The sequence below is a fragment of the Achromobacter sp. EB05 genome (genome assembly GCF_044232075.1).
Taxonomy (GTDB): Bacteria; Pseudomonadota; Gammaproteobacteria; order Burkholderiales; family Burkholderiaceae_B; genus Achromobacter; species Achromobacter dolens.
In genome coordinates, this window is the sequence record NZ_CP155917.1 from 2,293,050 (window position 1) to 2,317,079 (window position 24,030).

Below are 24,030 nucleotides of genomic sequence, written 5' to 3' on the forward strand. Positions count from 1 at the left end.
TTGGCCGTGAGGAATGCGGACGGTCAATCCTCCCGGCCGCGGCCGCCACTGGCGCGAGCCCCCGGCGGGAAGGCGGGGCCTTCCGCGCCGGCCGCCGCGCGATCAGCCGCTGTACGATCAGCCGCTCCACCATCGGTCGCCGCACCCTCGGCCGCCCGGCGGGCCTGCGCCAGGCTGGCCTGGACCTGCTCGTGGACGGGGCCATCCGGGTCGACCAGCGGCAGCAGGCGTTCCCAGGCGTCGATGGCGCCGTGGAAGTCGCCGCGGAAAAACGCGCTGGTGCCGGCCAGGGCCAGGCCTTTCACGTCGTCGGGCGCAAGCGCCAGCAGCCGGCCGATCAGGCGGTCGGGTTCGCCCGAAAAATCCCCGTCCGCCGCGGTGGCCAGGAGGTCGGCCCAGTCCGCCAGCACGCCGGGATCCTGCGGCGCCCGGGCGCCCATGCGCGCCCAGGTTGCCGCGCCGCCGGCGAAATCCCCCAGCGTCGCGTAGGTGTGGGCCAATGTCATCCAGCCCTCGGTGTCGTCCGGGTGGGCCTGCAGGTGCTGGATCAAGCCGGCCAGCCGTTCGGCCATGGGATCGCCGGCGTCGTGCCCGGCGCTGGCGGAGGGCGACGCGTGCGGGTCGGCGTCTGCCGGCGTCAGGGCCGCCGGGTCGCCGAGCGCGGCGTACAGGCCGACGCTGATCGCGCCCAGCCCCAAGGCCACCGCCAGGGCACAGCGGGGCGCGGGCCGGGTATCGAGGCGGTCCGGCGCCGCGCATCCTTCCCGCAGGGCGCGCCGCTCGATCTCGGCGCGCGCCTGGGCATAGTGGTCCGGGGCGATTCGCCCGCTGGCATGGTCGGCCTGCAATTGCGCCAGTTGTTCGCGCAACACCGCCAGCGATGCCTGCGCCTGGTGCGAGCCGCCGCGCCGGCCGGCGGCTTCTGGCGCCAGCAGGGGCGGCAGCACGAACAGCAGGGCGACGGCGACCATGCCGGCCGCGAGGAGCCAGAACAGGATCATGGGGCGCGCTCTCCGCTGGCGGCGGACGGCGCGGCGTCTTGCGGGGGCTCGGCCAGCAGGGCCCGGGCCGCCTGCGCTTGCGGCGCGGGCAAGGGCGGCTCCGGCGCGCGGGCATGGCGCCGCAAACGCCACAGCAGGCCGCCCATGGCGCCGGCAAGCAGCACGCCGGGCCCGATCCACAGCAGCGCGGTGCGGGCTTTCAGCGGCGGGCGATAGAGCACGTAGTCGCCATAGCGCGATACCAGGAACTGGCGCACCTGGACCTCGTCCCGACCCGAGCGGAACAGGCGACGCACTTCGTCGCGCAGGTCGCGCGCCAGCGGCGCGCGCGAGTCCGCCAGGGATTCGTTCTGGCACACCAGGCAGCGCAGGTCGCGCGTGAAGGCCTGGACGTGCGCTTCCAGGGCGGGGTCGGACGCGGCGGCGGGCGCCTCGCCGGCCACGGCCCGGGCCGCAATGAATAGCGCCAGCGCGATGCCGCGGCCGGTCGCGTGCCAACCGCTGGCCACGGCGGTGCGTCCTATCGTGGGGCGAGGCTGGCGGGGGATGTCAGGGTTCATTCAGCGCCTCCCGCGCCCGGGGGATCAGGATATTGTCGAGCACGTCCTGCGTGACCGGCCCGACGTGCTTGTAGCGGATGACGCCCTGGGCGTCGATGAGAAAGGTCTCGGGCACGCCGTACACGCCATAGTCGATGCCGAGTTTGCCGCGCGGGTCGAGCACCGTGGCGGTGTAGGGGTTGCCCAGGCGCGCCAGCCATTCGCGCGCCGCGCTGTCTTCGTCCTTGTAGTCCAGCCCGACGATGGCAATGCGGCCTTCGCGGGCGGCGCGCAGCAGCACGGGGTGTTCGACGCGGCAGGCGACGCACCAACTGGCCCAGACGTTGAGCAGCCAGACCCGGCCGCGCATGTCGTCCAGCCCGAACTGGCTTCCCGGCGCGTCCAGCCGCGCCAGCGTGAAGGGCGGCGCGGGCTGGCGCACCAGGGGCGAGGGCAGCTCGCGCGGGTCCAGGCCCAGGCCGATTGCAAGCATGACCGCCAGCCCGAGGAACAACAGCAGGGGCACGAGGGATCGTAGTTTCATGGCTGTTCGCTTTGAGGCGGCCGGCCGTGGCCCGTGGGCGCGGCGTCGCGCCGCGAAGCCGGCTTGCGGTAGCGGCGGTCGGCGGCGGCGGCCAGGCCGCCCAGGATCATCAGCGCGCAGCCGGCCCAGATCCAACTGATGAACGGCTTGTGGAACAGGTTCACGATCCAGCCGCCGTCGGGCAGGCCTTCGCCCAGCGCGGTGTAGAGATCGCGCAAGGGGCCGACGTCGATGGCCGATTGCGTCATCGGCATCGCCTGGGTCACGTAGTGGCGGGTCTCCGGCCGCAGCGTGGCGACATGCCTGCCCCCGCGCGCGACGTCGAGGGTGGCGCGCGCGGCGATCCAGTTGGGGCCGGCGACCTGCTCGACGCCGCCGAAGGTGAAGGCGTACCCGGCCAGATGGGCTGTCTGGCCGGGCAGCATGCGCACGTCGAGCTGTGACTGGAAGCTGTTGACCATGGTGACGCCGATGATGAACACGCCCAGGCCCAGATGCGCCAGCCACATGCCCCACCAGCTCCCGGGGATGCCGCGCAGGCGGGTGGCGATGTCGGCCCGCCCGCCGCCGCGCAGGCGCTCCGCCAGCAAGTGCAGGCTGCCCAGCACGATCCAGGCCGCCAGCGCCAGGCCCAGGCAGGCGCGCCAGGTGAAGTGCCCGAGCCCGTAGCCCAGCGCCGGGCCCAGCAGCGCGCTGGCGAGCGCGGCCGGCCCCAGGCGGCGCGCCAGCCGTTGCCAGGTGTCGGCCTTCCAGCGCGCCACGGCGCCGGGCACCAGCAGCGCGAGCACCGGCGTCATCAAGGGCACGAAGGTGGTGTCGAAGTAGGGCGGTCCCACCGAAATCTTGCCCAGGCCCAGGGCGTCGAGCAACAGCGGGTAGAGGGTGCCGAGCAGCACCGCCGCGCAGGCCACGGACAGCAGCGCGTTGTTGGCCAGCAAGGCGGCGTCGCGCGATACCAATTGGAAGTGGCCGCCGCCTTGCAGCCGCGGCGCGCGCCAGGCGTATAGCAGTAGCGATGCGCCCACCACCGTCACCAGCAGGCACAGGATGAACAGGCCGCGCGCCGGGTCGGTGGCGAAGGCGTGCACCGAGGTGACGACGCCGGATCGCACCAGGAACGTGCCCAGCAGCGATAGCGAGAAGGTGCCGATCGCCAGCAGCACGGTCCAGCCGCGGAACGCGCCGCGCTTTTCGGTCACGACCAGCGAGTGGATCAGCGCGGTGCCCAGCAGCCACGGCATGAACGAGGCGTTCTCGACCGGATCCCAGAACCACCAGCCGCCCCAGCCCAGCTCGTAATAGGCCCAGCTCGATCCCACCGCGATGCCGGCGGTCAGCAGCACCCAGGCGGCCACGGTCCAGGGCCGCGACCAGCGCGCCCAGGCGGCATCCAGGCGTCCCGTCATCAGGGCCGCGATGGCAAAGGCGAAGGCGATGCTGAAGCCCACGTAGCCCAGGTACAGCAAGGGCGGGTGGATGATCATGCCGGGGTCCTGCAACAGCGGGTTCAGGTCGCGGCCCTCGCGCGCCGCGGGCAGCAGGCGGGCGAAGGGGTTGGAGGTCAGCAGCGTGAAGGCGGTGAAGCCCGCCCCGACCGCGCCCAGCACGCCCAGGACCCGCGCCGTGAAGGCCTCGGGCAGCCCTCGGCTCCAGCGCGTCACCGCCACCGTCCACAGCGACAGCGAAACGATCCACAGCAACATGGAGCCCTCGTGGTTGCCCCAGACCGCGGTGATCCGGTAGATCAGCGGCGTGCGGCTGTGGCTGTTGTCCGCCACCAGCCGCACGGAGAAATCATTGGCGATGAACAGCAGGTGCAGGCAGGCGTATGACAGCAGCACGAACAGCAGTTGCCCGCGCGCGGCGCCGCGGCCGACCGCCATCAGCGCCGCGCGGCCGCGCCAGGCGCCATACAGTGGCACGATGGCCTGCACCAGCGCCAGCGCGAAGCCAAGCACCAGGGAAAAGTGGCCGACTTCGGCGATCATGGCCGCACCGTCCCGCCGGCGTCGTGGGCGCGCGCGATGGCGTCGCGCACTTCGATCGGCGTGTAGTTCTCGTCATGGCGGGCCAGCACGCTGGTCGCGGTGAACACGCCGTCGGCGTCCAGCGTGCCCTGGGCCACCACGCCCGTGCCTTCGCGGAACAGGTCGGGCAGGGCGCCGCGATACACCACGGGGACCTCGTGGGCGGTGTCGGTGACGATGAAGCGCACGCCCAGGCCGTCGGCCTCGCGTTGCAGCGAGCCGGCCAGCACCATGCCGCCGACGCGGAACAGCCGCTGCCGTGGCGCCTCGCCGCGCGCGATTTCGCTGGGCGTGTGGAAGAACACCAGGTTCTGGCGCATGGCCGTCAGGATCAGGGCGGCTGCCGCGCTCAGCAGCGCGAAGGCACAGAGCAGCAGGAGCAGGCGCCGGCGGCGGGGGGAAGTCATGCCGGTCCTCCGTCGTGTGATTGCTGCCTGGCCGTGGGATTGGCGCTAGCCAGCGCCGCCAGGCGCCGCAGCGCGCGGCGCCGCCGCCGGACCAGCGACACGCATTCGGCCAGCGCCAGCAGGGCCAGCATGCCGTAGCTGCCCCAGACGAAGGAGGCGCGCCCACCCATGTGCCAGAACGCGGCCCAGGACTGCCAGTGCATCATGCCGGCTCCTTGCGCATCGCCGTCTCGCGGCGCGCCAGCTCGCGCACCCAGCCGGCCGGCCACTCCCGTTCCAGCATCATGACGCGCGCGCGCGCCAGCGCCACGGCGGCGGTGTAGGCCCACGCGGCCAGGGCCATGAGCAGCATGGCGGCCAGCATGGTCGCCGCCATGGACGGCGCGCGCGTCAGGCTGACCGAAGCGCCCTGGTGCAGCGTGCTCCACCAGGACACCGAGAAATAGATGACCGGTACGTTGATGGCGCCCACCAGGGCCACCAGCGCCCCGGCGCGGTCGCCGCGATGGGGATCGACGGTCAGGGCGGTCAGCGCGAGGTAACCCAGGTACAGGAACCCCAGGATCAGTTGCGAGGTGAGCCGCGCGTCCCAGACCCAGTAAGCGCCCCAGGTTGGCCGGCCCCATAGCGCGCCGCTCCAGAGCGCGACGAAGCAGAACAGCGCGCCGGTGGGAGCCAGCGCGCGCGCCATGATGAACGACAGGCGGGTGCGCAGGATCAGGCCGAGCGCGGACCAGAACGCCATCAGCAGATAGATGAACAGCGACATCCACGCGGCGGCGACGTGGATGAAAATGATGCGGTAGACCTCGCCCTGGGTGGCATCGGTGGGCGCGACGAAAAAGCCGATCGCCAGGCCGCATGCGCCAAGCAGGATGGCGAGCCCGCCACACCAGGGAACCAGCCTGCCCGCCAGCGGATAAAAGGCCTGTGGCGCGGCGTACCGCAGCAGACGGGTGGCGCGGCGGGCGGGTGGCGCGGGGGGCGGGAGGACAGGCATGGGAGGCATCTTCATTCTTCGACGGCAAAGCGCAGCGCCAGGACACAGGCGGGCGGGGCCAGCGCCAGCGCCGCCAGCAGCGCGCCGCCAAGCAGCAGGAACGGGGTGGCGGGCGGCTGGCCGGTGCCACACGAGGCCACCGAGCCCGCGCCGAAGATCAGCACAGGCACGAACCAGGGCAGCAGCAACAGGGCCTGCAGCACGCCGCCGCCGCGCATCCCGAGGGATAGCGCGGCGCCGATCGCGCCGACCAGGGCCAGCACCGGCGTTCCCAGCGCGAAAGATAGCGACAGGGTCAGGCGCGAACACTGACCCAGGTCAAACAGCAGGCCCATGACGGGCGCCACGGCGATCAAAGGCAGACCGGTTCCGATCCAGTGCGCCGTGATCTTGGCCAGCACCCAGAGCGTGGCGGCGCCCGGCGAAAGCAGTAGCTGTTCGAGCGTGCCGTCGGCGTGGTCCTGCGCGAACAGTCGATGCTGCGATAACAGCGCGGCGAGCAGCGCGGCGACCCATAGAACGCCGGGCCCGAGCGTGCGCAGCAAGGCCGCATCGGCGCCCACGCCCAGCGGGAACAGGCAGGCGACCAGCACGAAGAAAAGCAGCGAGACGACGGCGTCGGCCCGGCCTCGGCCAAGCAGCAGCAGATCGCGCCGCAGGACGGCGAAGAAGGGACTGGCCGGCCGCGTCATGGCGCGCCTGGACCAAGATCGAGGGTGCGCACCGGCCGGTCGAAGGCCACCTCCTGGTGTGTGGTCAGGAGGACGCACCCGCCGTTGTCGCAATGGTTTGCCAGCGTCCGCGTCAGCGCCGCCACCGTGGCCGCGTCGAGCAGGTTGAAGGGTTCGTCCAGGATCCACAGCGGCCGCGCCGGACGCAGCGACAGCCGCGCCAGCATCACGCGGCGCCGCTGGCCGCGCGACAGCAGGCGCGTCGGCAGGTCGAGCATCGCCGCCAGGCCCATCCGGCACAGCGCGTCGCGACAGGCCGCCGCGGAGACGGCATCGGCCTGGGCCTGGCACAGGAAGCGCAGGTTTTCGAGTGGGGTCAGGGAATCGGCGAGCGCGTCGGCATGGCCCAGGTAGAGCAGGTGCTGGCGGTAGGCCGGCCCCAGGCGGTGGATGTCGGCCCCGCGCCAGCACACCGTGCCGGCATCGGCGTGCGCCAGGCCGCACAGGATGCGCAGCAGGCTGGTCTTGCCATGGCCGTTGGGCGCGGTCACGCGCAGCAGTTGCCCCGCGCATAGCTGGAACGACACGTCTTCGAACAGCAGACGGGTTCCTTTCGAACAGGTGAGCCCCTGCGCTTCAAGCATGGCCGGTGCCCATCCAGATAGTCATGACAACAATCCCCGCTGCATCAAGGGCGGCGCGAAGCCGACAACGGGATCGGATATTAATGAATCCGGATCGCCGTTTTGCTTGGCCGCGGCGCATTTGGATTTATGTCGGACGCGTTTACCGTCGGCCTCACCATGGTGCAGATCGCCGCGCCACGATATGCGTTTTTCGGAGGTCATCCGGCCGTGGTTTCGGATCGGTCTGAGTAATGGGCGCGATGGCGCGTGCGGCCTGCGGCGCTTGACGGAGATCAACATGCGAGGGTCGGCCGCGCGTCGATCATGAAAAGGCATCGAACCGCCAACGGCCCTCGCGGGGACCGCCGGCCTTGCTTGTGCCGCGACGCGGTTCGACGCAGTCGCCGTTCATATCCAAATAGTTGTACTCCGTGAAAAGCAAACCCAAGCACAGCAGTAATGGTGGTGGGGCCGAGTGGGCAAAGTTCCTGTCGCTGGCCTTTGTGGCGTGTCCCGTCGTGGCGTTCCTGATGATCTGCATCTACGGATTCGTCGTCTGGTTCGGGCAGATCCTGTTCTGGGGGCCGCCGGCATGAATGCTCCGTTCTACAAAGCCGCAGCCTGAGCCACCGACATGAAAAATCCCTTCAAGATCGCCAAATCCGTCATCCAATGGACGGGCGCGCTGCTGCTGCGTCCCGCCACCCGCATCGGCCTGGGCGTGCTGGTCATCGGCGGGTTCCTGGGCGGCGTGACGTTCCTGGCCCTGTTCAATACCGGCATGAACGCCACCAACACCGAGGCCTTCTGTATTTCCTGCCACTCGATGCGTGACACGGTGCTGCCCGAGCTGCAGCAGAGCGTGCACTGGAAGAACCGCTCGGGCGTGCGCGCCCACTGTCCGGACTGCCATGTGCCGCATGACTTCACCTCCAAGGTCGCGCGCAAGATGCAGGCCTCGCGCGAAGTGCTCGGGCACCTGATGGGCACCATCGGCACGCCCGAGAAATTCCAGGAACACCGCATCGTGCTGGCCACGCGCGAGTGGGCCCGCTTCAAGGCGAACAACTCCAAGGAATGCCGCAATTGCCATGATTACGCCAGCATGGATTTCGACAAGATGCGGGTGACCTCGCAGACCACCATGCACGGCGCGGCCGAACGCGATGCCAGTTGCGTCGACTGCCACAAGGGCATCGCGCACCGGCTGCCAGAGGTCAAGTCGCAGGGCAACCCGGCGCTGGCGGCGCTCACCGCCGACGCTCGCGGCGCCGCCATCGACGCCGGCCGCGACTACTACAGCGTCATGCCGCAGCCGATTTACGCGGACGAGGGCCTGGCCCGCGAGATCGGCGCCATCGAGATCGCCACCGGCGTGAAGGTGCTGCAGAAGAAAAAGGACGCGGTGCAGGTCGAGTTGCAGCTCTGGCGAAAGAACAAGGGTTACGCCCGCGTGCTGTACGGCCGGTTCGGCATGAATATCACCAGCGCCGTGCTGAGCCAGGACGTGTCGCGCGACGACGGCGTGGTCCATGTGATCGAAAGCCGGATCGACGACGTGACCGGCCTGCAGTGGCAGAAGATCTCCGCGACGGTCTGGCTGCGCGGCGGCGGCCTGGTGGCTGACGTCGAGCCGATCTGGGCGGTGGCGCGCAAGAGCTATTCGCAAAGCTGCAGCGTGTGCCATCGCCAGCCGAACGAGGCCTCGCACGACGCCAACCAATGGCCGGGGCTGTTCGGCGGCATGGTCGGCTTCACCAACATGGATGACCCGACCGCCAAGCTGGTCCTGAAGTACCTGCAGTTGCATTCCTCCGATTTCGTAGCCAAGGACGGTGTGGCTTCGGCCCACTGAGCAAGAAATGAAAATCTCCCGTCGACGTTTCATGGGCGGTGTCGCCGCTTCACTGGGTTCCTTCGTGGTGCCGCCGCTTCTGCGCAATGGCAATGTCGTGCGGGCCGCGGGCGCCACCGCGGCCGATCCTGGCCGCTGGAAGTTCTCGGGCGCGCATTGGGGCGCCTTCCGGGCCCGGGTCGTGGCCGGCCACGTGGTGGAAATAAAGCCGTTCGAGTTCGACAAGCACCCCACGCCGATTATGGACGGCACGCTCGACGTGCTGTACAGCCCATCGCGGGTGCGATACCCGATGGTGCGCCTGGACTGGTATCGCAACCGGCGCGCGGGGGCGGCCCCGAGCCAGGCCGGCCAGGCGTCGCGGGGCGACAACCGGTTCATCCGGGTGGGCTGGGACGAAGCCCTGGACCTGGTCTATGACGAGCTGGAGCGTATCCAGAAAGACTACGGTCCGTGGGCGCTGCACGTGGGCAACGTCGGCTGGCACGCGGTGGGCCTGATGCATAGCTGCGGCAACCATATGCTGCGGGCGATGGGGATGCACGGCAACAGCGTCGGCACGGCCGGCGACTACTCCACCGGCGCCGGCCAGACCATCCTGCCCTATGTGCTCGGGTCGACCGAGGTGTACTCGCAGGGCACGTCGTGGGAGATCATCCTGAAGGAGACGCAGGTGCTGGTGTTCTGGGCCAGCGACCCGATCAAGAACCTGCAGGTGGGGTGGAACACCGAAACGCACGAGGCCTACGAGCATCTGGCGCGGCTCAAGCAGAAGGTGGCCAGCGGCGAGATCTCGGTGATCAGCGTCGACCCGGTGAAAAGCAAGACGCGCAACTACCTGGGCTGCGAACACCAGTACGTCAACCCCATGACGGACGTGGCGCTGATGCTGGGCCTTATCCATACCCTGTGGAAAGAGGCGTTGTACGACAAGAAATTCATCGAGACCTATGCCGTGGGCTTCGAGGAATTCATCGCCTATGTCGAAGGCAAGACCGAGGACAAGATCGAGCGCACCCCCGAATGGGCCGAGTCCATCTGCGGCGTGCCGGCCGGGCGCATCCGCGAGCTGGCGCGCCTGATGGCGGGCAATCGCACGCAGTTGATCTTCGGCTGGGCGATCCAGCGCCAGCAGCACGGCGAACAGCCTTACTGGATGGCCGCGATCCTGGCCACGATGCTGGGCCAGATCGGCTTGCCGGGAGGCGGCATCAGCTACGTCCACCACTACAGTTCGGCGGGCGTGCCGGCTTCGGGGGCGTCGATGCCGGGCTCGTTCCCGCTGAACCTGGATCCGGGCCGCAAACCGCGGCACGAGAACGACGACTATCAAGGCTACAGCGCGGTGGTGCCGGTGGCCCGCGTGATCGACGCGCTGCTGGAGCCGGGCAAGGAAATCAACTACAACGGCCACAAGGTCAAGCTGCCGCCCTACAAGATGGCCATTTTCTCGGGCGGCAACCAGTGGCACCGGCAGCAGGACCGCAATCGCATGAAGCGGGCCTACCAGAAGCTGGAGACCGTGGTCGCGATCGACTACAACTGGACGGCCACCTGCCGCTTCGCGGACATTGTGTTGCCGGCCTGCACGCCGTTCGAGCGCAATGACATCGATGCCTACGGGACCTTCTCCAACCGGGGCGTGATCGCCATGCACAAGCTGGTCGATCCGCTGTTTCACTCGCGTTCGGATTTCGACATCTGGACCGACTTCTGCAAGCGCATGCAGCGCGATGTGGAATACACCCGCAACATGAATGAGATGCAGTGGGTCGAATTCCTGTACGAGGAGTGCCGCAAGGAGAACGCCGGCAAGGGCTTCGCCATGCCGCCCTTCGCGCAGTTCTGGGAACAGGGCTACGTGCTGTTCCCGGAGGGCAAGCCGTGGGTGCGGCATGCCGATTTCCGCGAGGATCCGGAAGTCAACGCCCTGGGCACGCCGTCCGGGTTCATCGAAATCTACAGCCGCAAGCTCGCCAGCTTCGGCTACCGCGACTGCAAGGGGCATCCGCTCTGGATGGAAAAGGCCGAGCGGTCGCACAGCGGTCCACGTTCGGACAAGTACCCGCTCTGGATGCAGTCCTCGCATCCCAACGAGCGCCTGCATTCGCAGACGTGCGAATCACCGTCGCGGCGGGCGACCTACACCATCCAGGGGCGCGAGCCCGTCTATATCAGCCCCGAGGACGCGCGGCAGCGCGGCATCCGCCAGGGCGACCTGGTGCGGGTCTTCAACGACCGCGGGCAATTACTGGCGGGGGCCGCCGTCTCCAGCGACTTCCCGCCCGGGGTGGTCCGCATTCACGAGGGCGCCTGGTATGGGCCCACCGGACCCGAGATCGGCGCGCTGGATACCTACGGCGATCCCAATACATTGACGCTGGACATCGGCTCATCCGAGCTGGCGCAGGCGACCAGCGCCAATACCTGCCTGGTGGAAATCGAGCTGTTCAAGGGCGCCGCGCCGGCGGTGACGGCATTCGGCGGTCCGGCCGAAGTCGATATCGACGGCAAGCTCAAGGCCAGCCTTTGAGAGCTGGGATAGCCGGGGAGGGCGTGTTGCCCTCCCTCTTTTTCGCGGAGCAGCAATTGAACAGCGAGCACATCGACCCGGAATGGGTGGCGGCGTCCTCTCTGCGGTCGCAGTTGTATGGATGGTTTTCCACCCTCTTCGCCCGGGAGCTGGGGCGGGACGCCATGGCGCTTTACCAGGGCGGGGGCGCCGCGGATATCATGGCCGTCCTTGCCGAACTCGGAATGGGGTGCGAGGCGGACGCCGTGGCTGGCGTGTTCCAGGAGTGGGCGCGGCACGCGGATGCCGCGGTCGAGAACGCCGCCGACTTCGCCACCCTGTTCCTGATGGAGGGCCGTGCCTGCCCGCTTCCTTACGCCTCGCACTATCTGGATGGCGGCGGACAGTTGTACGGCAAACCGGCGCTGTTGATGCGCGCGATGCTGGCGTCCAATCGGTTGCGGCTCGACGAACCATTCAAGGAGCCGGAAGACCATCTCGCCGTCATGCTGGCATTGATGTCCCATTGGGCCAGGGCCTGCGATCGGCCCGCCGACCTCGCGAGCCAGGCGCGGGAGCAGGCCGCGTTCATTGAATCAGCCCTGTTGTCCTGGATCGACGCCTGGCTGGCGCGCATGCACGCCATCAAGTCCCTGACGTTCCGTTTCTATCCGGCCGTCGGCGCGCTGCTGGCCGCGTTTTTGCGCCAGGATCGCGACTTCCTGCGGTCTTTCGAGGTGGAGGCATAAGAACGTCTGAAATAAACCCGTCCCCCATTGATCGGCATCAACTCTCTATATAACTAAAAGCGATAAGTTAATGGCACAACGACATAATTCGCGGAGAAGTCTGTGCCTCACCCCCCACCCGAAGTCCCCCTCCCGGGCAAACGTGGTTTCCTGAAGAACCTGCTCGGCCTGAGCGCCGCGGCCACCATCATCCCCATCCGTGCCGAAGCCGGCACCGGCATCAACCAGCAACCCCCTCGTCGTCCCGGCATCCCTGGCAAGCGCTACGGCATGCTGGTCGACCTGCGCAAATGCATCGGCTGCCAGTCCTGTACGGTCAGTTGTTCGCTGGAAAACCTGCCGCCCGTCGGTCAGTTCCGCACCACCGTCCTGCAATACGAAGTGCGGCCCGACAATGGAGGCCCCTGCGCCATGGTGATGCTGCCGCGCCTGTGCAACCACTGCGACAACCCGCCCTGTGTGCCGGTGTGTCCGGTGCAGGCCACGTTCCAGCGCGAGGACGGCATCGTGCTGGTCGACAACCAGCGCTGCGTCGGCTGCGGCTATTGCGTGCAGGCCTGTCCGTACGACGCCCGTTTCATCAACCACGACACCCAGACCGCCGACAAGTGCACCTTCTGCGAGCACCGGCTCGAAGCCGGCCTGCTGCCGGCCTGCGTCGAAAGCTGCGTGGGCGGCGCCCGTGTCATCGGCGACCTGAACGATCCGGACAGCGCCATTTCGCGGCTGATGGCCGAGCATCGCGCCGACATCAAGGTGCTCAAGCCGGAGATGAAGACCGACCCGCACGTCTATTACATCGGCCTGCCCGATGCCTTCGTGCACCACATTGACGGCCAGGCCGGCGTGCGCCTGGCCGGCGGCCATTGAGAAGGGGACGCGCATGCAGATCACCGAATTGCTGACGCCCGTTTATGACGCCGCCTGGCTGCCGTGGGCGGTGCAGTATTTCTTTCTTATCGGCATCGCCGCCACTGCCGCGTTGACGGCGGCCGGCGCCGCGTTTGGCGAGGCCGGCTCGCCGGCCCGCCGCTTGCTGCCGGCGGCCGTGACCGTGCTGCTGGTGTGCGCCATCGCCGCGCCCGTGTCGCTGCTGGCCGACCTGCACCAGCCGGGCCGCTTCTGGCATTTCTATACCCGGCTGACGCCGTGGTCGTGGATGTGGCTGGGGGCGCTGCTGCTGCCGGTCTTCACCGGGCTGGCCGTGCTGTTCTGCGCCGCCTGGTGGTGGGGGCGCATGGTCTGGGTACGGCTGCTGGGCATCGCGCTGGCGCTGTCGGCGGTGTCGATCCTGGTCTACACCGGCGCCGAGGTGATGGTGCTGCGCGCCCGTCCGCTGTGGCACACGCCGTTCCTGCCGCTGAACTTCGCGCTGACCGCGTGGCTGGGCGCGTTGGGGGCGATGTTCCTGGTGGGCCGCTGGCTGCCCGGCGGCCTGAAGGCGCTGCCGGTCGACCTGTTGCGCCGCCTGAGCGTGACGGCGGTGGTGATGATGGCCATTGGCGTGGGCGCGTGGATCCTGCTGGGACTGCTGGGCGCGGACCCGTCGTTCGAGGCCGCGTTGCGCCTGTTCGGCGAGTTCCCGGTATGGCGCGCCAGCCTGGCCGGCGCCGTGGCCACCGCGTTCTGCATGATCGCGCTGTTGCAGCGCGCGCCGCGCACCCTGGCGGCGCCCTTGCCGTCGGCCGTGCTGGCGCTGACCATGCTGGCCGCCGCCTGGATCTTCCGCTGGGTCGTGTTCATGAGCGTGCAGGGCGTGCCCAAGTATGGCGCCGGCCTGTACCTGTACGACATGCCCTGGGGCAGCGACGGCCTGCTCGGCATGATCGGCGTGCTGGGCCTGTGCACCGCGCTGATGGCCGCCGTGACCTATGCGCTGGAACGGTTCCCGGCCCGCACCCGCGGCCTGGCGGCCTGAGCCGCCGGCCCCGACAAGAATTCGCATCGAGATGACCATGGACAAGCAACACCGAGACGACACGCCCGACGCCCACGCCGACGGACCCGATCAACCCGACAACGCCGCGCGCCGCAAGCTGATCGCGCGCGGCGGCGTGGTCGCCGGCGGCCTGGCCGCGTTCGCGGCCGGCTACGGCGAAACCGTTGGCAAGGCCGTCAAGGGCCTGGCGCAAGGCACTGCCGGCGTGCCCACCGTGCACGCCGTGCGCGGCAACTCGCTGACGCCGGAATTCCGCATCGACCCGGTCACGGGCCTGCTGTCGACCCAGCCGGGCCAGACCGTCAGCCCCTCCAGTTGCCTGGGCTGCTGGACGCAGTGCGGCGTGCGGCTGCGCGTCGATACCAAGGCCAACCGCATCCTGCGGGTGGCCGGCAACCCGTATCATCCGCTGGCCACCACGCGCCCGGCCGCGATGGACGCGCCGGTGCGCGAGACCTACGCGCAACTGGGCGGCGACAACGGCCTGGAAGGGCGCGCCACGTCCTGTGCGCGCGGCTCGGCCATGCTGGAGCAGTTGCATAGCCCGTACCGCGTGCTGCAACCGCTCAAGCGCGTCGGCGGCCGCGGCGAAGGCAAGTGGCAGACGATTTCCTTCGAGCAGTTGGTGCAGGAGGTGTGCGAAGGCGGCGACCTGTTCGGCGAGGGCCACGTGGATGGCCTGCGCGCCATCTTCGACCGCGACACGCCGCTGGATCCGGCCAACCCGGAGTACGGGGCCAAGGTCAACCAGTTCCTGTTCACCGACGCGTCCAACGAAGGCCGCACGCCGCTCATCCAGCGCTTTGCCGGCCAGTCGTTCGGCACCGTCAACTTCAGCAACCACGGTTCCTATTGTGGCCAGAGCTTCCGCGTCGGCGCGGGCGCGGCGCTGGGCGACCTGAAGGGCATGCCGCACGGCAAGCCGGATTGGGACAACGCCCGCTTCGGCCTGTTCATCGGCGCGGCGCCGGCGCAGGCCGGCAACCCGTTCCAGCGCCAGGCGCGCCAACTGGCCGAGGCCCGCACCCGGCCCGAGGAGGCCAGCTTCACCTATGTGGTGGTGGCGCCGATGCTACCCGCGTCCTCCAGCCTGTCGGCGGGATCGGGCAATGAATGGGTGCCGGTCAATCCGGCCAGCGACCTGGCGCTGGCGATGGGCCTGATCCGCTGGATTCTCGACAACGAGCGCTTCGATGCGCGCGCGCTGGCGCAGCCCGGCCCGGCGGCCATGAAGGCGGCGGGCGAGGCGGCGTGGACCAATGCCACGCACCTGGTGATCGCCGAGCCAGGGCATGCGCGCCAGGGCACTTTCCTGCGCGGCGCCGACCTGGACTGGGCCAGGCCGGCCGATGCGGGTGAAAAGTGGGAGGACGTGTACGTGGTGCGGCTGGAGGACGGCACGCTGGCCCCGCATACCGGCGCCACGCCGGCCACGCTGTTCGTTGACGAGGCGGTGGCGGCGCCGGGCCTGGCGGGCGCGCCGGCCGCGCTGCGCGTGTGCAGCGCGCTGTCGCTGCTGCGCCAGGAGGCGCAGCGCAAGTCGCTGGACGAATACGCCGCGCTGTGCGGCGTGCCGGCGGCCAAGATCGCCGAACTGGCCGAGCGCTTCACCAGCCACGGCAAGCGCGCGGTGGCGGATGCGCACGGCGGCACCATGAGCGGCGCGGGCTTCTACACCGCCTACGCCATCGCCATGCTCAACACGCTGGTGGGCAACCTCAACGTCGAGGGCGGCCTGGTGCTGGACGCCGGCCCTTTCCCGCCCTATGGCGCGGGGCCGCGCTACAACATCGCGGGCTTCGCCAACCGAGCCACGCCCAAGGGCGTGGCCCTGTCGCGCAACCGCTTTCCCTACGAGAAGTCGAGCGAGTTCAAGCGCAAGCAGGCCGCCGGCCAGCCGGTCTATCCGGCCGCCGCGCCCTGGTACCCGGCCACCGGCGGCCTCAGTTCCGAGATGCTGGCGTCGGCGCTGGCCGGCTACCCGTACCGCGCCAAGGTCTGGTTCAATCACATGAGCAACCCGGTCTACGGCATTGCCGGGTTCAGGAACGTGCTGCTGGACAAGCTGAAGGACCCGAAGATCCTGCCGCTGGCGGTGTCGATCAATCCGTTCATCAACGAGACCAACGCGCTGGCCGACTACATCGTGCCCGATACCGTCACCTACGAAAGCTGGGGCGTGTCGGCGCCGTGGGCCGACGTGGTGGCCAAGGCGTCGACGGTGCGCTGGCCGGCGGTCCAACCCCGCGTGGCGCGCAGCGCCGACGGCGCGCCGGTGTGCCTGGAGTCGTTCCTGATCGCCTGCGCCAAGCGCATCGGCATGCCGGGCTTTGGCGCCAACGCCATCGCCGATGCGGACGGCAACCGCTATCCGCTGGACACGGCCGAGGACTTCTTCCTGCGCGGCATCGCCAACATCGCCTTCGGCGCCGGGCGGCCGGTGCCCGAGGCCAGCGACGACGATCTTGAACTGACCGGCGTGGCGCGCTATCGCGACGCGCTGCAGGGCAAGCTCAAGCCCGAGGAGTGGCGCCGCGTGGCGATGGTGATGAGCCGGGGCGGGCGTTTCGACCGCGTGCGCGACGCCTGGAGCGACGCCGGCCAGACCCGCCAGGCCTGGGCCAAGCCCTTGCAGATATGGAGCGAGGAACTGGCGGGCTTTCGCCATGCCATGACCGGCGAGCGCTACAGCGGCTGCCCCACCTGGTATCCGGCGCGGCTGGCCGACGGGCGCGACGTGCGCCAGCAGTATCCACGCGCCGACTGGCCGTTCCTGTTGAGTTCGTTCAAGTCCAACCTGATGAGTTCGATGTCCATCGGCGTGGACCGGCTGCGCCAGGTGCATCCGCACAATCCGGTGTCGATCAACCGGCAGGACGGCGAGCGGCTGGGCCTGCGCAACGGCGATCGGGTGCGCATCGTCACGCCGGGCGGGTCGGTGACCGGCCTGGCGCTGCTGCGCGACGGCATCCAGCCGGGCGCGGTCGGCGTCGAGCACGGCTATGGCCACACCGAACTGGGCGCGCGCGCCCACCTGATCGATGGCAAGCCGATGCCGCACGATCCGGCGCTGGCGGCCGGCGTGAACCTGAACGACCTGGGCTTCGGCGATGCGACGCGCGGCGAGCACGCCAACGTCTGGATCGACTGGGTCTCGGGCGCGGCGGTGCGGCAGGGGTTGCCGGCGCGCATCGAGCGTGCCTAGGGCGAGCCCGGCCGGGCTGACAGGGCCAGCCGGGGTGTTTGGCGCGCCACCGCCCCGGGGGCTTGTCCTGGCGTCAGGCAATCGCGCCGTAGATCCGGCGCGCCTGCGCCGCGTCCGCCAACGGCCGTCCCAGCGCGCGCGCGCCCTCGACGGCCTGGCGCACCAGGTCGGCATTGCCGCTGGCGATGCTTCCGTCCCGCAGCTTCAGATTGTTCTCGAACCCCACCCGCATATGCCCGCCGAAGGCCGCCGCCGTCGTCACGCAGGCGTTCTCCTGCGCCCCGAACGCGCACACCGCCCAGGGCAGCGAATGATCGTAGGCCGCCAGGAACGGCAGCAGGTCATAGGCCGACGAGGTCTGCCCCACGCTGTAGCGTCCCAGCACGAACAGCACCGACCACGCGCCCGGCGGCACCAGCCCGCGCGCCCGCAGCGACAGCCAGCGCCGCACGTCGCCCTCGTCGTACAGAATGATCTGCGTCATGATGCGGCGCTCGGCGACCCAGGCCAGGAACGCCGCCAGCTCGCCTTCGGCAATCTCCGGCACCGCGATCTCGCGCAGGCCGATCGACACCGCTTCCGGCTGCAGCTCGCGCACCAGCGCCATCTGCTCGGCCGCCTTGTACACGCCAGCCGCCTCGCTCGTCACCTGCACCAGCAGCTCGTCGCCGACCGCGCGGCGCACCGCCGCCAGCGCATCGCGGTAGGCCTGCGCGTCCAGCAGATGGCTGCCGTCCGGCTTGCGCACGTGCATGTGCATCATCGCCGCGCCCGCGTCCAGGCAGGCGCGGGCTTCCTGCGCCAGGGCCTCGGCCGTCAGCGGCACGGCCGGGTGGTCGGCGGCCTTCTTGTAGGCGCCGTTGGGCGCCACCGTCACGATGACGGGCGACTCGGCCAGGGCAGGGCGGGGGATGTCCACGGCGTTCATGGCTGGATCTCCGGCAGTTCCGGCGCGATCAGGTCCAGGCCCGCGCGCAACAGGCGGTCATAGCGCGCGCGTTCGGCGGCGATGGTGTCCGGTGTCCAGGCGTAGAAGCCTTCGCCCGCCTTCATGCCATGGCGACCATCGGCGGCGCGCTCGGTCAGGCAGCGCGCCGGATGGTCGTCATTGCAGAACGTCGGGTACATGGTCGCGCCGGCCGCCGCGTGCACGTCGATGCCGGCGTGGTCGCGCTGCATCACCGGCCCGGCCGCCAGGAAGCGGAAGCCGAAGCCGAAGCGCACCGCCGCGTCCACGTCCTCGGGCGAGGCGATGCCGCGGTCGATCAGGTTGAAGGCCTCGCGCGACAGCGCGTGCTGCAGGCGGTTGGCCAGGAAACCCGGCAGGTCCTGGCGCACCTTCACCGGCACACTGCCGCAGCGGCGCATGAAGGCGATCAGCGCGTCGGCGCGGGCCTCGTCGCTGGTCTCGGCCATCACCACCTCGACCAGCGGCACCAGGTGCGCCGGCATGAAGAAGTGCAGGCCCAGCATGCGCTCGCGCGTGGCCAGGCCCTGGCCGATGGCGCTGATCGGGAAGCTGGAGCTGTTGCTCGCCAGGATGGCGTCGGGCCGGGCGCGTTGCACCAGTTCCGCAAACAGCGCCTGCTTGATGTCCAGCCGCTCCGGCACGCACTCGATCACCAGGTCGACGCTGGCCCAGTCCACCTGGTCCAGGCTGGCCGCCGTGGCCAGTTGCGCCACCTGGGCCTCGCGGCCGATGGTCCTGAGATTGTCGGCCACGCGCGCCGGCAGGGCGGCCGCGCGCGCCGCGTCCGGCTCGATCACCGTGGTGCGGCAGGCGGCGCGCGTCAGCACCACCGCCACGTCGGCGCCCATGGTGCCGCCGCCCACCACCACCGCATGCGCCGCGCCCGGATTGGGCAGGGCCTTCGCGTCCGTCTGCATGGTTTGCTCCTTGTTCTGAAACCGCTGTTGCTTCTCTCGTCTGTGTCCGCGCTTGTGTCTGCGCGCATGACCGTATTGGGCGCCGAGTGTAGAGAAGCTTGTTTGATTGATGAATCAGATTTTTTGGATAGAATGATCGACGAATCGGATCAATGAGCCAGGCGCTGGACGGCATGCAGATCAATCTTTCGATGCGCGACATCGACACCACCCTGGTGCTGGGCCGCACCCTCAACTTCCGCCAGGCGGCGGCGCAACTGCACCTGTCGCAATCGGCGCTGTCGACGCAGATCCAGCGCATCGAGGACGCGCTGGGCGTGCGGCTGTTCGACCGCACCACCCGCACCGTGCGGCTGACGGCGGCGGGCGAGGTCTTCATGCAGCAGGCCGCCGCGCTGCAGGTGGCCTTTCGCGACGCGATCGCCGCGGTCAGCGGCATCGCCAGCGCCGAGCATGGCCAGGTCTCGGTGGCGGCGCTGCCTTCGCTGGCCGCGCGCCTGTTGCCGCGGGTGTTGATGGCCTACCGCCAGGCGCATCCGCAGGTGGCGCTGAAGGTGCGCGACACGCTGTCGGGGCCAGCCTTCGACCTGGTGCGCGCCGGCGACGTGGACTTCGCGCTGACCGCCGCCGATCCGCAGCACGCCGACCTGCATTACCAGCCCTTGATGTCCGACAGTTTCCTGCTGCTGATCCCCGAGGGGCATGCGCTGGCGCGCGCCCGGGGGCCGCTGCGCTGGGCCGACACGGCCAGCGCGGCGCACGTGTCGATGGTGCACCCGAGCAGCGTGCGCCAGTACACCGAATGGGCCTTCCTGCAGAACCGCATCCGCTTCACGCCGGCCTTCGAGGCCGAGCACCTGACCACCATCGTGGCCATGGTGGAGTGCGGTTTCGGGGTGGCGGCGCTGCCCGAGATCGCGGCGGGCGCGGTGGCGCAGAACGGCATCGTGCAGCGGCCGCTGATCGGTCCGGTGGCCGAGCGCTCGATCGGGCTGGTGACGGCGCGCAACCGCAGCCTGCCGCCGGCGGCCGCGGCGCTGGTGGCGATGCTGCGGCAGTATCTGGCTGAAGAGGCGCGGTGAGGTCGCGGCGGGTATGGTGTCAGGCGCCGCGGCGCGCCTGTTCCGACGCCAGGTAGGCGTCGCGCGAGGGCAGCAGGTGCTCGCGGCACAGCGCCATCAGCGCGGCGCGGTCGCCGTCGCGCAGCGCGTGGATCATGGCCCAGTGTTCCTGGCGGGCGCGTTCGCGGTAATTGGCGGCCGCCAGCGAGCCGAAGCGGATCGGATGGGTGCGGCGCGCGTATTCCTCGATGGCCTGGCCCAGCACGGCGTTGTCCAGCAGCCCGAACAACTCGCGGTGAAAGCGCTGGTTGCTGCGGAACACGCGGCGCGCGTCGCCATCGGCCACGGCGGCGTCGTGCTCGCGCTGCACCGCGATTAACGCCGCCAGCCGCGCCGGCGGCACCGGCAGCGGCATCAGGCTGGCGGCATGCACTTCCAGCACTTCGCGCAGCGCATACAGCTCCATCACCTCGCGCGCCGAGAAAGCCCGCACCACCGCGCCGACGTTGCGCTTGCGCTCGACCACCCCCAGCAGCTCCAGCTCCACCAGCACCTGGCGCACCGCGTGGCGCTTCATGTCGAAGCGCGCCATCAGCTCGTCCTCGGTCAGCCGCTCGCGCGGATGCAGCCGGCCGAAGACGATGTCTTCCTCCAGCGCGGCAACCGCCGCCGCCAGGGCGTCGGGCGCTTGGGGTTCGAGGGCGGCGGGGCTGATGGCGTTCATGGGCGAGAGGAAAAGCGTTATTGCTTGGGCACGGTGTCGCGGGTGGCGCCGGCGCGCAGGAAGTCGAAGTCCACGCCCTGGTCGGCCTGCGTCACGGTCTGCAGGAACAGCTTGCGGTAGCCGCGCTCGGCCGCCGGACGCTCGACCGGGCCGGCCGCCATGCGGCGCGCCAGCTCGGCATCCTCGACCAGCAGGGCGATTTCGCGCCGCGCCACCGACAGGCGGATCCGGTCGCCATTTTGCACGTAGGCGAGCGGTCCGCCAATCGCGGCCTCCGGGGTGACGTGCAGCACGATGGTGCCTGCCGCCGTGCCGCTCATGCGGCCGTCGGATATCCGCACCATGTCCTTGACGCCGGCGCGCGCCAGCTTCTTGGGGATCGGCATGTAGCCGGCCTCGGGCATGCCGGGCGCGCCGGTGGGGCCGATGCGCTTGAGCACCAGCACGTCGTCGGCGGTCACGTCGAGCGCCTCGTCGTCGATGCGGCGGGCCATGTCCTCGGCGTCCTCGAACACCACGGCGCGGCCTTCATGCTCCATCAGCTTGGGATTGGCGGCCGACTGCTTGATGATGGCGCCGCCGGGTGCCAGGTTGCCGCGCAGCACGGCCAGGCCGCCTACCGGATAGATCGGCGCGGCGACGCTGCGGATCACGTCCTGCTCGAACGGCGCGGGGGCGTCGTCCAGTTCCTCGCCCAGGGTGCGGCCCGACACCGTCAGCGCGTCCAGGTGCAGCAGCGGGCGCAGTTCGCGCAGCAGCGCCAGCATGCCGCCAGCGTGGTGGAAGTCTTCCATGTAGTGCTGGCCGGAGGGCTTGAGGTCCACCAGCACGGGCGTCTCGCGGCTCATGCGGTCGAGCCCGGCCAGGTCGATATTGATGCCCAGGCGGCCGGCGATGGCGGTCAGGTGCACGATGCCGTTGGTCGAGCCGCCGATGGCCAGCAGCACGCGCAGCGCGTTCTCGATGGACTTGCCGGTGATGATGCGGTCGGGCGTCAGGCGCGCGGCCGCCATGGCGACGGCGGTGGCGCCGGTGCGCTCGGCCACGCGCACGCGGTCGGCGGTGACGGCCGGGGCGGACGCGCCGCCGGACACCATCATGCCCATCGCCTCGGTCAGGCAGGCCATGGTGCTGGCGGTGCCCATCACCGAACAGGTGCCGACGCTGGCCACCAACTGGTTGTTGACGTCGGCGATCTCGGGCGCGTCGATCTCCTCGGCGCGGTAGCGGCCCCAGTAGCGGCGGCAGTCGGTGCAGGCGCCGACCCGTTCGCCGCGGTGCGAGCCGGTCAGCATCGAGCCGGTCACCAACTGGATCGCGGGCACGCCGGCGGACGAAGCGCCCATCAACTGCGCCGGCACGGTCTTGTCGCAACCGCCGATCAGCACCACCGCGTCCATCGGCTGGGCGCGGATCATTTCCTCCGTGTCCATCGACATGAGGTTGCGCAGGTACATGCTGGTGGGCTGCGAGAAGCTCTCGTGCACCGAGATGGTGGGGAAGTCCATCGGCAGGCCGCCGGCCAGCATCACGCCGCGCTTGACCGCCTCGATCAGTTGCGGCGCGTTGCCGTGGCACGGGTTGTAGCTGCTGCCGGTGTTGACGATGCCGATGATGGGACGCGCCAGCGCGTCGTCGGACAGGCCGGCGCCCTTGATGAAGGCCTTGCGCAGGAACAGCGAAAAGCCGGTGTCGCCGTAGTTGGTCAGCCCGCGCGCCACGCCGGTGCTGCGCGCGCCGTCGCTGTCGAAGGGGCCCTTGGCGGGCTTGCCGCCCTTGGTCTCGTCCGTCATTTTTCTTCCCGATAATATTATTGATAATCCAGGGCTGCGATCATATCCACCCTTGGAAATGCCAGGCAAGCGTTTTTCATCGGAATTTTTATTGATCTAATAAAAAGATCAGTCGATAGAAAAATTCTGATTCATCAATCAAGATTGGCCTCCTACACTGGCGCCGTTGACGAGCCGGGCGTCCGTTCCATTCCTATACCCATCCCGGCAGGAGACCTACATGTCAGACCTGCGTCTGCGGCCCCGCCGCGCCTTGCTGCTTTCCCTGTTGGCCTTGTGTACCGGGGCCGCGGCGCCCGCCGTGGCCGCCGACGCCTATCCCGACAAGCCCATCCGCCTGATCGTGCCGTACCCGCCCGGGGGCGCCACCGACGTGATCGGCCGCGTGCTGGCGCAGGAACTGACCGGCGCGCTGGGCCAGTCGGTGATCGTCGAGAACCGCGCCGGCGCCGCCGGCAACATCGGCGCCGACCAGGTCGCCAAGGCCCAGCCCGACGGCTACACGCTGCTGATGGGCGCGCTCACCAGCCATTCGATCAACGCGGCGCTGTACCGCGGCCGCGTCACCTACGACGTGGAAAAGAGCTTCGCGCCGGTGTCCATCGTCGGCACCGTGCCGCTGGTGTTCGTGGTCAACCCGTCGGTGCAGGCCAATGACCTGAAGCAACTGATCGCGCTGGCCAAGGCGCGTCCGGGCTACGTCACCATGGCGTCGGCGGGCAACGGCTCGCCGCAGCACCTGGCCGGCGAAATGTTCAAGCGCACCGCCGGCGTGGATATCCTGCACGTGCCCTACAAGGGCAGCGGCCCGGCCATGACCGATCTGATGGGCGGCCAGGTGCTCAGCATGATCGAGACCGTGCCGGCCTCGCAGGCCAGCATCAAGGCCGGCAAGCTGCGCGCGCTGGCGGTGACCTCGGCGCAACGCGTCGAGGCGCTGCCGGACGTGCCGACCGCGGCCGAGGCCGGCCTGCCGGGCTTCGAGGTCAGCTCCATGTTCGGCATCGTGGCGCCGGCCGGCACGCCGGCGCCGGTGATCGACCGTCTGAACGGCGAGCTCAAGAAGATCCTGGCCAAGCCGACGGTCAAGGCGTCGCTGCTGAACCAGGGCGCCATCGCCGAGTGGACCACGCCCGCCGATGCCGGCGCCCGCGTGTCCGCCGAACTGGCGCGCTGGACCAAGGTCATCGACGAAGCCGGGGTCAAGCCGGAATAAGCGATATGGACAAGGGGGACATATGTCCCCCCTTGTTGCTTCTTTTACGCCACGCGCAGGAAATGGTCACAAATTTTCGACGATATTGTTTGCATGCTGCGCCGCCGTATGCGCAACGCTTGCCAAGCCTGCCTTTCTCGCGCGAAACGGGCGTAGCGCCGCATGAGGGCAGGGGAAGACAGTTGCCAAGCCAGTTGAAATAATCCGCAATACAGCGCGAACGCCGTTCCGGCGGGTGGTTGACCCCGAACTGACTAGGCCGTATGTTTCACGC

General features: G+C 69.5%; 23 protein-coding genes. 9 read left to right on the plus strand and 14 right to left on the minus strand.

Translation table 11 applies throughout. The features are described 5' to 3' along the window. Nucleotides 1-23 precede the first annotated feature (23 nt). From ccmI to AAID08_RS10590, 10 genes are read right to left on the minus strand one after another with little or no spacing between them, the layout of a single operon-like run. Nucleotides 24-1,001, minus strand: a complete 978-nt coding sequence (gene ccmI / locus AAID08_RS10545) for a c-type cytochrome biogenesis protein CcmI (RefSeq protein ID WP_395757618.1) — start codon at nt 999-1,001, stop codon at nt 24-26. Further along, a complete protein-coding gene (locus AAID08_RS10550) occupies nt 998-1,561 on the minus strand; it encodes a cytochrome c-type biogenesis protein (RefSeq protein WP_395757619.1) in 564 nt (187 codons plus the stop codon). The genes ccmI and AAID08_RS10550 overlap by 4 nt, the downstream gene beginning before the upstream one ends. Beyond that, the gene (locus AAID08_RS10555) at nt 1,551-2,084 is read right to left on the minus strand and encodes a DsbE family thiol:disulfide interchange protein (RefSeq protein WP_395757620.1); all 534 of its coding nucleotides are present in this window, start codon (nt 2,082-2,084) and stop codon (nt 1,551-1,553) included. Before AAID08_RS10555 ends, AAID08_RS10550 begins: the two co-directional genes overlap by 11 nt. Continuing rightward, nucleotides 2,081-4,072, minus strand: coding sequence for a heme lyase CcmF/NrfE family subunit (locus AAID08_RS10560; protein WP_395757621.1), 1,992 nt, complete (start codon nt 4,070-4,072; stop codon nt 2,081-2,083). The genes AAID08_RS10555 and AAID08_RS10560 overlap by 4 nt, the downstream gene beginning before the upstream one ends. Beyond that, entirely contained in the window at nt 4,069-4,518 is a 450-nt protein-coding gene (gene ccmE, locus AAID08_RS10565; protein WP_395757622.1) for a cytochrome c maturation protein CcmE, read from the minus strand. The genes AAID08_RS10560 and ccmE overlap by 4 nt, the downstream gene beginning before the upstream one ends. Next, nucleotides 4,515-4,724: a heme exporter protein CcmD gene (gene ccmD / locus AAID08_RS10570; RefSeq protein ID WP_395757623.1), complete on the minus strand. Its 210-nt coding sequence runs from the start codon at nt 4,722-4,724 to the stop codon at nt 4,515-4,517. The genes ccmE and ccmD overlap by 4 nt, the downstream gene beginning before the upstream one ends. Beyond that, nucleotides 4,721-5,518: a heme ABC transporter permease CcmC gene (gene ccmC, locus AAID08_RS10575; RefSeq protein WP_343719876.1), complete on the minus strand. Its 798-nt coding sequence runs from the start codon at nt 5,516-5,518 to the stop codon at nt 4,721-4,723. Before ccmC ends, ccmD begins: the two co-directional genes overlap by 4 nt. An 11-nt stretch (nt 5,519-5,529) precedes the next feature. Next, the gene (gene ccmB / locus AAID08_RS10580; protein ID WP_116793370.1) at nt 5,530-6,210 is read right to left on the minus strand and encodes a heme exporter protein CcmB; all 681 of its coding nucleotides are present in this window, start codon (nt 6,208-6,210) and stop codon (nt 5,530-5,532) included. Next, nucleotides 6,207-6,833 carry a cytochrome c biogenesis heme-transporting ATPase CcmA gene (gene ccmA, locus AAID08_RS10585; RefSeq protein WP_116793369.1) on the minus strand — a complete coding sequence of 209 codons (627 nt, stop codon included), beginning with the start codon at nt 6,831-6,833 and terminating at the stop codon, nt 6,207-6,209. The genes ccmB and ccmA overlap by 4 nt, the downstream gene beginning before the upstream one ends. 21 nt (nt 6,834-6,854) lie before the next feature. Continuing rightward, nucleotides 6,855-7,115 carry a hypothetical protein gene (locus AAID08_RS10590; protein WP_395757624.1) on the minus strand — a complete coding sequence of 87 codons (261 nt, stop codon included), beginning with the start codon at nt 7,113-7,115 and terminating at the stop codon, nt 6,855-6,857. A 131-nt stretch (nt 7,116-7,246) separates the two neighbouring features. Between AAID08_RS10590 and AAID08_RS10595 the strand changes: the two genes are divergently transcribed. From AAID08_RS10595 to AAID08_RS10625, 7 genes are all read left to right on the plus strand, one after another. Then, nucleotides 7,247-7,411 (plus strand): periplasmic nitrate reductase, NapE protein, encoded by a 165-nt coding sequence (locus tag AAID08_RS10595; RefSeq protein WP_269874532.1) that lies wholly within the window; start codon nt 7,247-7,249, stop codon nt 7,409-7,411. A gap of 38 nt (nt 7,412-7,449) precedes the next feature. Further along, a complete protein-coding gene (gene torC, locus AAID08_RS10600; RefSeq protein WP_175142997.1) occupies nt 7,450-8,670 on the plus strand; it encodes a pentaheme c-type cytochrome TorC in 1,221 nt (406 codons plus the stop codon). Between the two features lie 7 nt (nt 8,671-8,677). After that, nucleotides 8,678-11,203 (plus strand): trimethylamine-N-oxide reductase TorA, encoded by a 2,526-nt coding sequence (torA, locus tag AAID08_RS10605; protein ID WP_395757625.1) that lies wholly within the window; start codon nt 8,678-8,680, stop codon nt 11,201-11,203. A 56-nt stretch (nt 11,204-11,259) separates the two neighbouring features. Next, the gene (torD, locus tag AAID08_RS10610; protein ID WP_336235964.1) at nt 11,260-11,931 is read left to right on the plus strand and encodes a molecular chaperone TorD; all 672 of its coding nucleotides are present in this window, start codon (nt 11,260-11,262) and stop codon (nt 11,929-11,931) included. 102 nt (nt 11,932-12,033) lie between these two features. Next, nucleotides 12,034-12,801, plus strand: coding sequence for a sulfate reduction electron transfer complex DsrMKJOP subunit DsrO (gene dsrO / locus AAID08_RS10615; RefSeq protein WP_049074705.1), 768 nt, complete (start codon nt 12,034-12,036; stop codon nt 12,799-12,801). 13 nt (nt 12,802-12,814) lie between these two features. After that, the gene (gene nrfD, locus AAID08_RS10620; RefSeq protein ID WP_175168101.1) at nt 12,815-13,849 is read left to right on the plus strand and encodes an NrfD/PsrC family molybdoenzyme membrane anchor subunit; all 1,035 of its coding nucleotides are present in this window, start codon (nt 12,815-12,817) and stop codon (nt 13,847-13,849) included. Between the two features lie 37 nt (nt 13,850-13,886). After that, the gene (locus tag AAID08_RS10625; protein WP_395757626.1) at nt 13,887-17,075 is read left to right on the plus strand and encodes a tetrathionate reductase subunit A; all 3,189 of its coding nucleotides are present in this window, start codon (nt 13,887-13,889) and stop codon (nt 17,073-17,075) included. A 73-nt stretch (nt 17,076-17,148) separates the two neighbouring features. Here the strand turns inward: AAID08_RS10625 and AAID08_RS10630 are convergent, their stop codons facing one another. Together AAID08_RS10630 and AAID08_RS10635 are read right to left on the minus strand one after the other, a co-directional pair. Next, a complete protein-coding gene (locus AAID08_RS10630; protein WP_175168103.1) occupies nt 17,149-18,003 on the minus strand; it encodes a 3-keto-5-aminohexanoate cleavage protein in 855 nt (284 codons plus the stop codon). Next, nucleotides 18,000-18,962 (minus strand): 3-hydroxyacyl-CoA dehydrogenase family protein, encoded by a 963-nt coding sequence (locus tag AAID08_RS10635; protein WP_054504039.1) that lies wholly within the window; start codon nt 18,960-18,962, stop codon nt 18,000-18,002. Before AAID08_RS10635 ends, AAID08_RS10630 begins: the two co-directional genes overlap by 4 nt. 173 nt (nt 18,963-19,135) lie before the next feature. Between AAID08_RS10635 and AAID08_RS10640 the strand changes: the two genes are divergently transcribed. After that, nucleotides 19,136-20,044, plus strand: coding sequence for a LysR family transcriptional regulator (locus tag AAID08_RS10640; protein ID WP_064528485.1), 909 nt, complete (start codon nt 19,136-19,138; stop codon nt 20,042-20,044). Between the two features lie 19 nt (nt 20,045-20,063). Here AAID08_RS10640 and AAID08_RS10645 read toward each other — a convergent pair whose 3' ends face one another. Beyond that, nucleotides 20,064-20,747, minus strand: coding sequence for a GntR family transcriptional regulator (locus tag AAID08_RS10645; protein ID WP_064528476.1), 684 nt, complete (start codon nt 20,745-20,747; stop codon nt 20,064-20,066). Nucleotides 20,748-20,764: 17 nt separating this feature from the next. Continuing rightward, the gene (locus tag AAID08_RS10650) at nt 20,765-22,540 is read right to left on the minus strand and encodes an IlvD/Edd family dehydratase (RefSeq protein ID WP_175168105.1); all 1,776 of its coding nucleotides are present in this window, start codon (nt 22,538-22,540) and stop codon (nt 20,765-20,767) included. Between the two features lie 220 nt (nt 22,541-22,760). On the opposite strand from AAID08_RS10650, the gene AAID08_RS10655 reads away from it, so the two are divergent. After that, nucleotides 22,761-23,756: a tripartite tricarboxylate transporter substrate binding protein gene (locus AAID08_RS10655; protein ID WP_054504041.1), complete on the plus strand. Its 996-nt coding sequence runs from the start codon at nt 22,761-22,763 to the stop codon at nt 23,754-23,756. Nucleotides 23,757-24,030: the final 274 nt, after the last annotated feature.

Bases quoted from the DNA above. Each gene is read 5' to 3' on its own strand.
- ccmI (WP_395757618.1), bottom strand. From the start codon at position 1,001: ATGATCCTGTTCTGGCTCCTCGCGGCCGGCATGGTCGCCGTCGCCCTG.
- AAID08_RS10550 (WP_395757619.1), bottom strand. From the start codon at position 1,561: ATGAACCCTGACATCCCCCGCCAGCCTCGCCCCACGATAGGACGCACC.
- AAID08_RS10555 (WP_395757620.1), bottom strand. From the start codon at position 2,084: ATGAAACTACGATCCCTCGTGCCCCTGCTGTTGTTCCTCGGGCTGGCG.
- AAID08_RS10560 (WP_395757621.1), bottom strand. From the start codon at position 4,072: ATGATCGCCGAAGTCGGCCACTTTTCCCTGGTGCTTGGCTTCGCGCTG.
- ccmE (WP_395757622.1), bottom strand. From the start codon at position 4,518: ATGACTTCCCCCCGCCGCCGGCGCCTGCTCCTGCTGCTCTGTGCCTTC.
- ccmD (WP_395757623.1), bottom strand. From the start codon at position 4,724: ATGATGCACTGGCAGTCCTGGGCCGCGTTCTGGCACATGGGTGGGCGC.
- ccmC (WP_343719876.1), bottom strand. From the start codon at position 5,518: ATGCCTGTCCTCCCGCCCCCCGCGCCACCCGCCCGCCGCGCCACCCGT.
- ccmB (WP_116793370.1), bottom strand. From the start codon at position 6,210: ATGACGCGGCCGGCCAGTCCCTTCTTCGCCGTCCTGCGGCGCGATCTG.
- ccmA (WP_116793369.1), bottom strand. From the start codon at position 6,833: ATGCTTGAAGCGCAGGGGCTCACCTGTTCGAAAGGAACCCGTCTGCTG.
- AAID08_RS10590 (WP_395757624.1), bottom strand. From the start codon at position 7,115: ATGTTGATCTCCGTCAAGCGCCGCAGGCCGCACGCGCCATCGCGCCCA.
- torC (WP_175142997.1), top strand. From the start codon at position 7,450: ATGAAAAATCCCTTCAAGATCGCCAAATCCGTCATCCAATGGACGGGC.
- torA (WP_395757625.1), top strand. From the start codon at position 8,678: ATGAAAATCTCCCGTCGACGTTTCATGGGCGGTGTCGCCGCTTCACTG.
- nrfD (WP_175168101.1), top strand. From the start codon at position 12,815: ATGCAGATCACCGAATTGCTGACGCCCGTTTATGACGCCGCCTGGCTG.
- AAID08_RS10625 (WP_395757626.1), top strand. From the start codon at position 13,887: ATGGACAAGCAACACCGAGACGACACGCCCGACGCCCACGCCGACGGA.
- AAID08_RS10630 (WP_175168103.1), bottom strand. From the start codon at position 18,003: ATGAACGCCGTGGACATCCCCCGCCCTGCCCTGGCCGAGTCGCCCGTC.
- AAID08_RS10635 (WP_054504039.1), bottom strand. From the start codon at position 18,962: ATGCAGACGGACGCGAAGGCCCTGCCCAATCCGGGCGCGGCGCATGCG.
- AAID08_RS10640 (WP_064528485.1), top strand. From the start codon at position 19,136: ATGCAGATCAATCTTTCGATGCGCGACATCGACACCACCCTGGTGCTG.
- AAID08_RS10645 (WP_064528476.1), bottom strand. From the start codon at position 20,747: ATGAACGCCATCAGCCCCGCCGCCCTCGAACCCCAAGCGCCCGACGCC.
- AAID08_RS10650 (WP_175168105.1), bottom strand. From the start codon at position 22,540: ATGACGGACGAGACCAAGGGCGGCAAGCCCGCCAAGGGCCCCTTCGAC.
- AAID08_RS10655 (WP_054504041.1), top strand. From the start codon at position 22,761: ATGTCAGACCTGCGTCTGCGGCCCCGCCGCGCCTTGCTGCTTTCCCTG.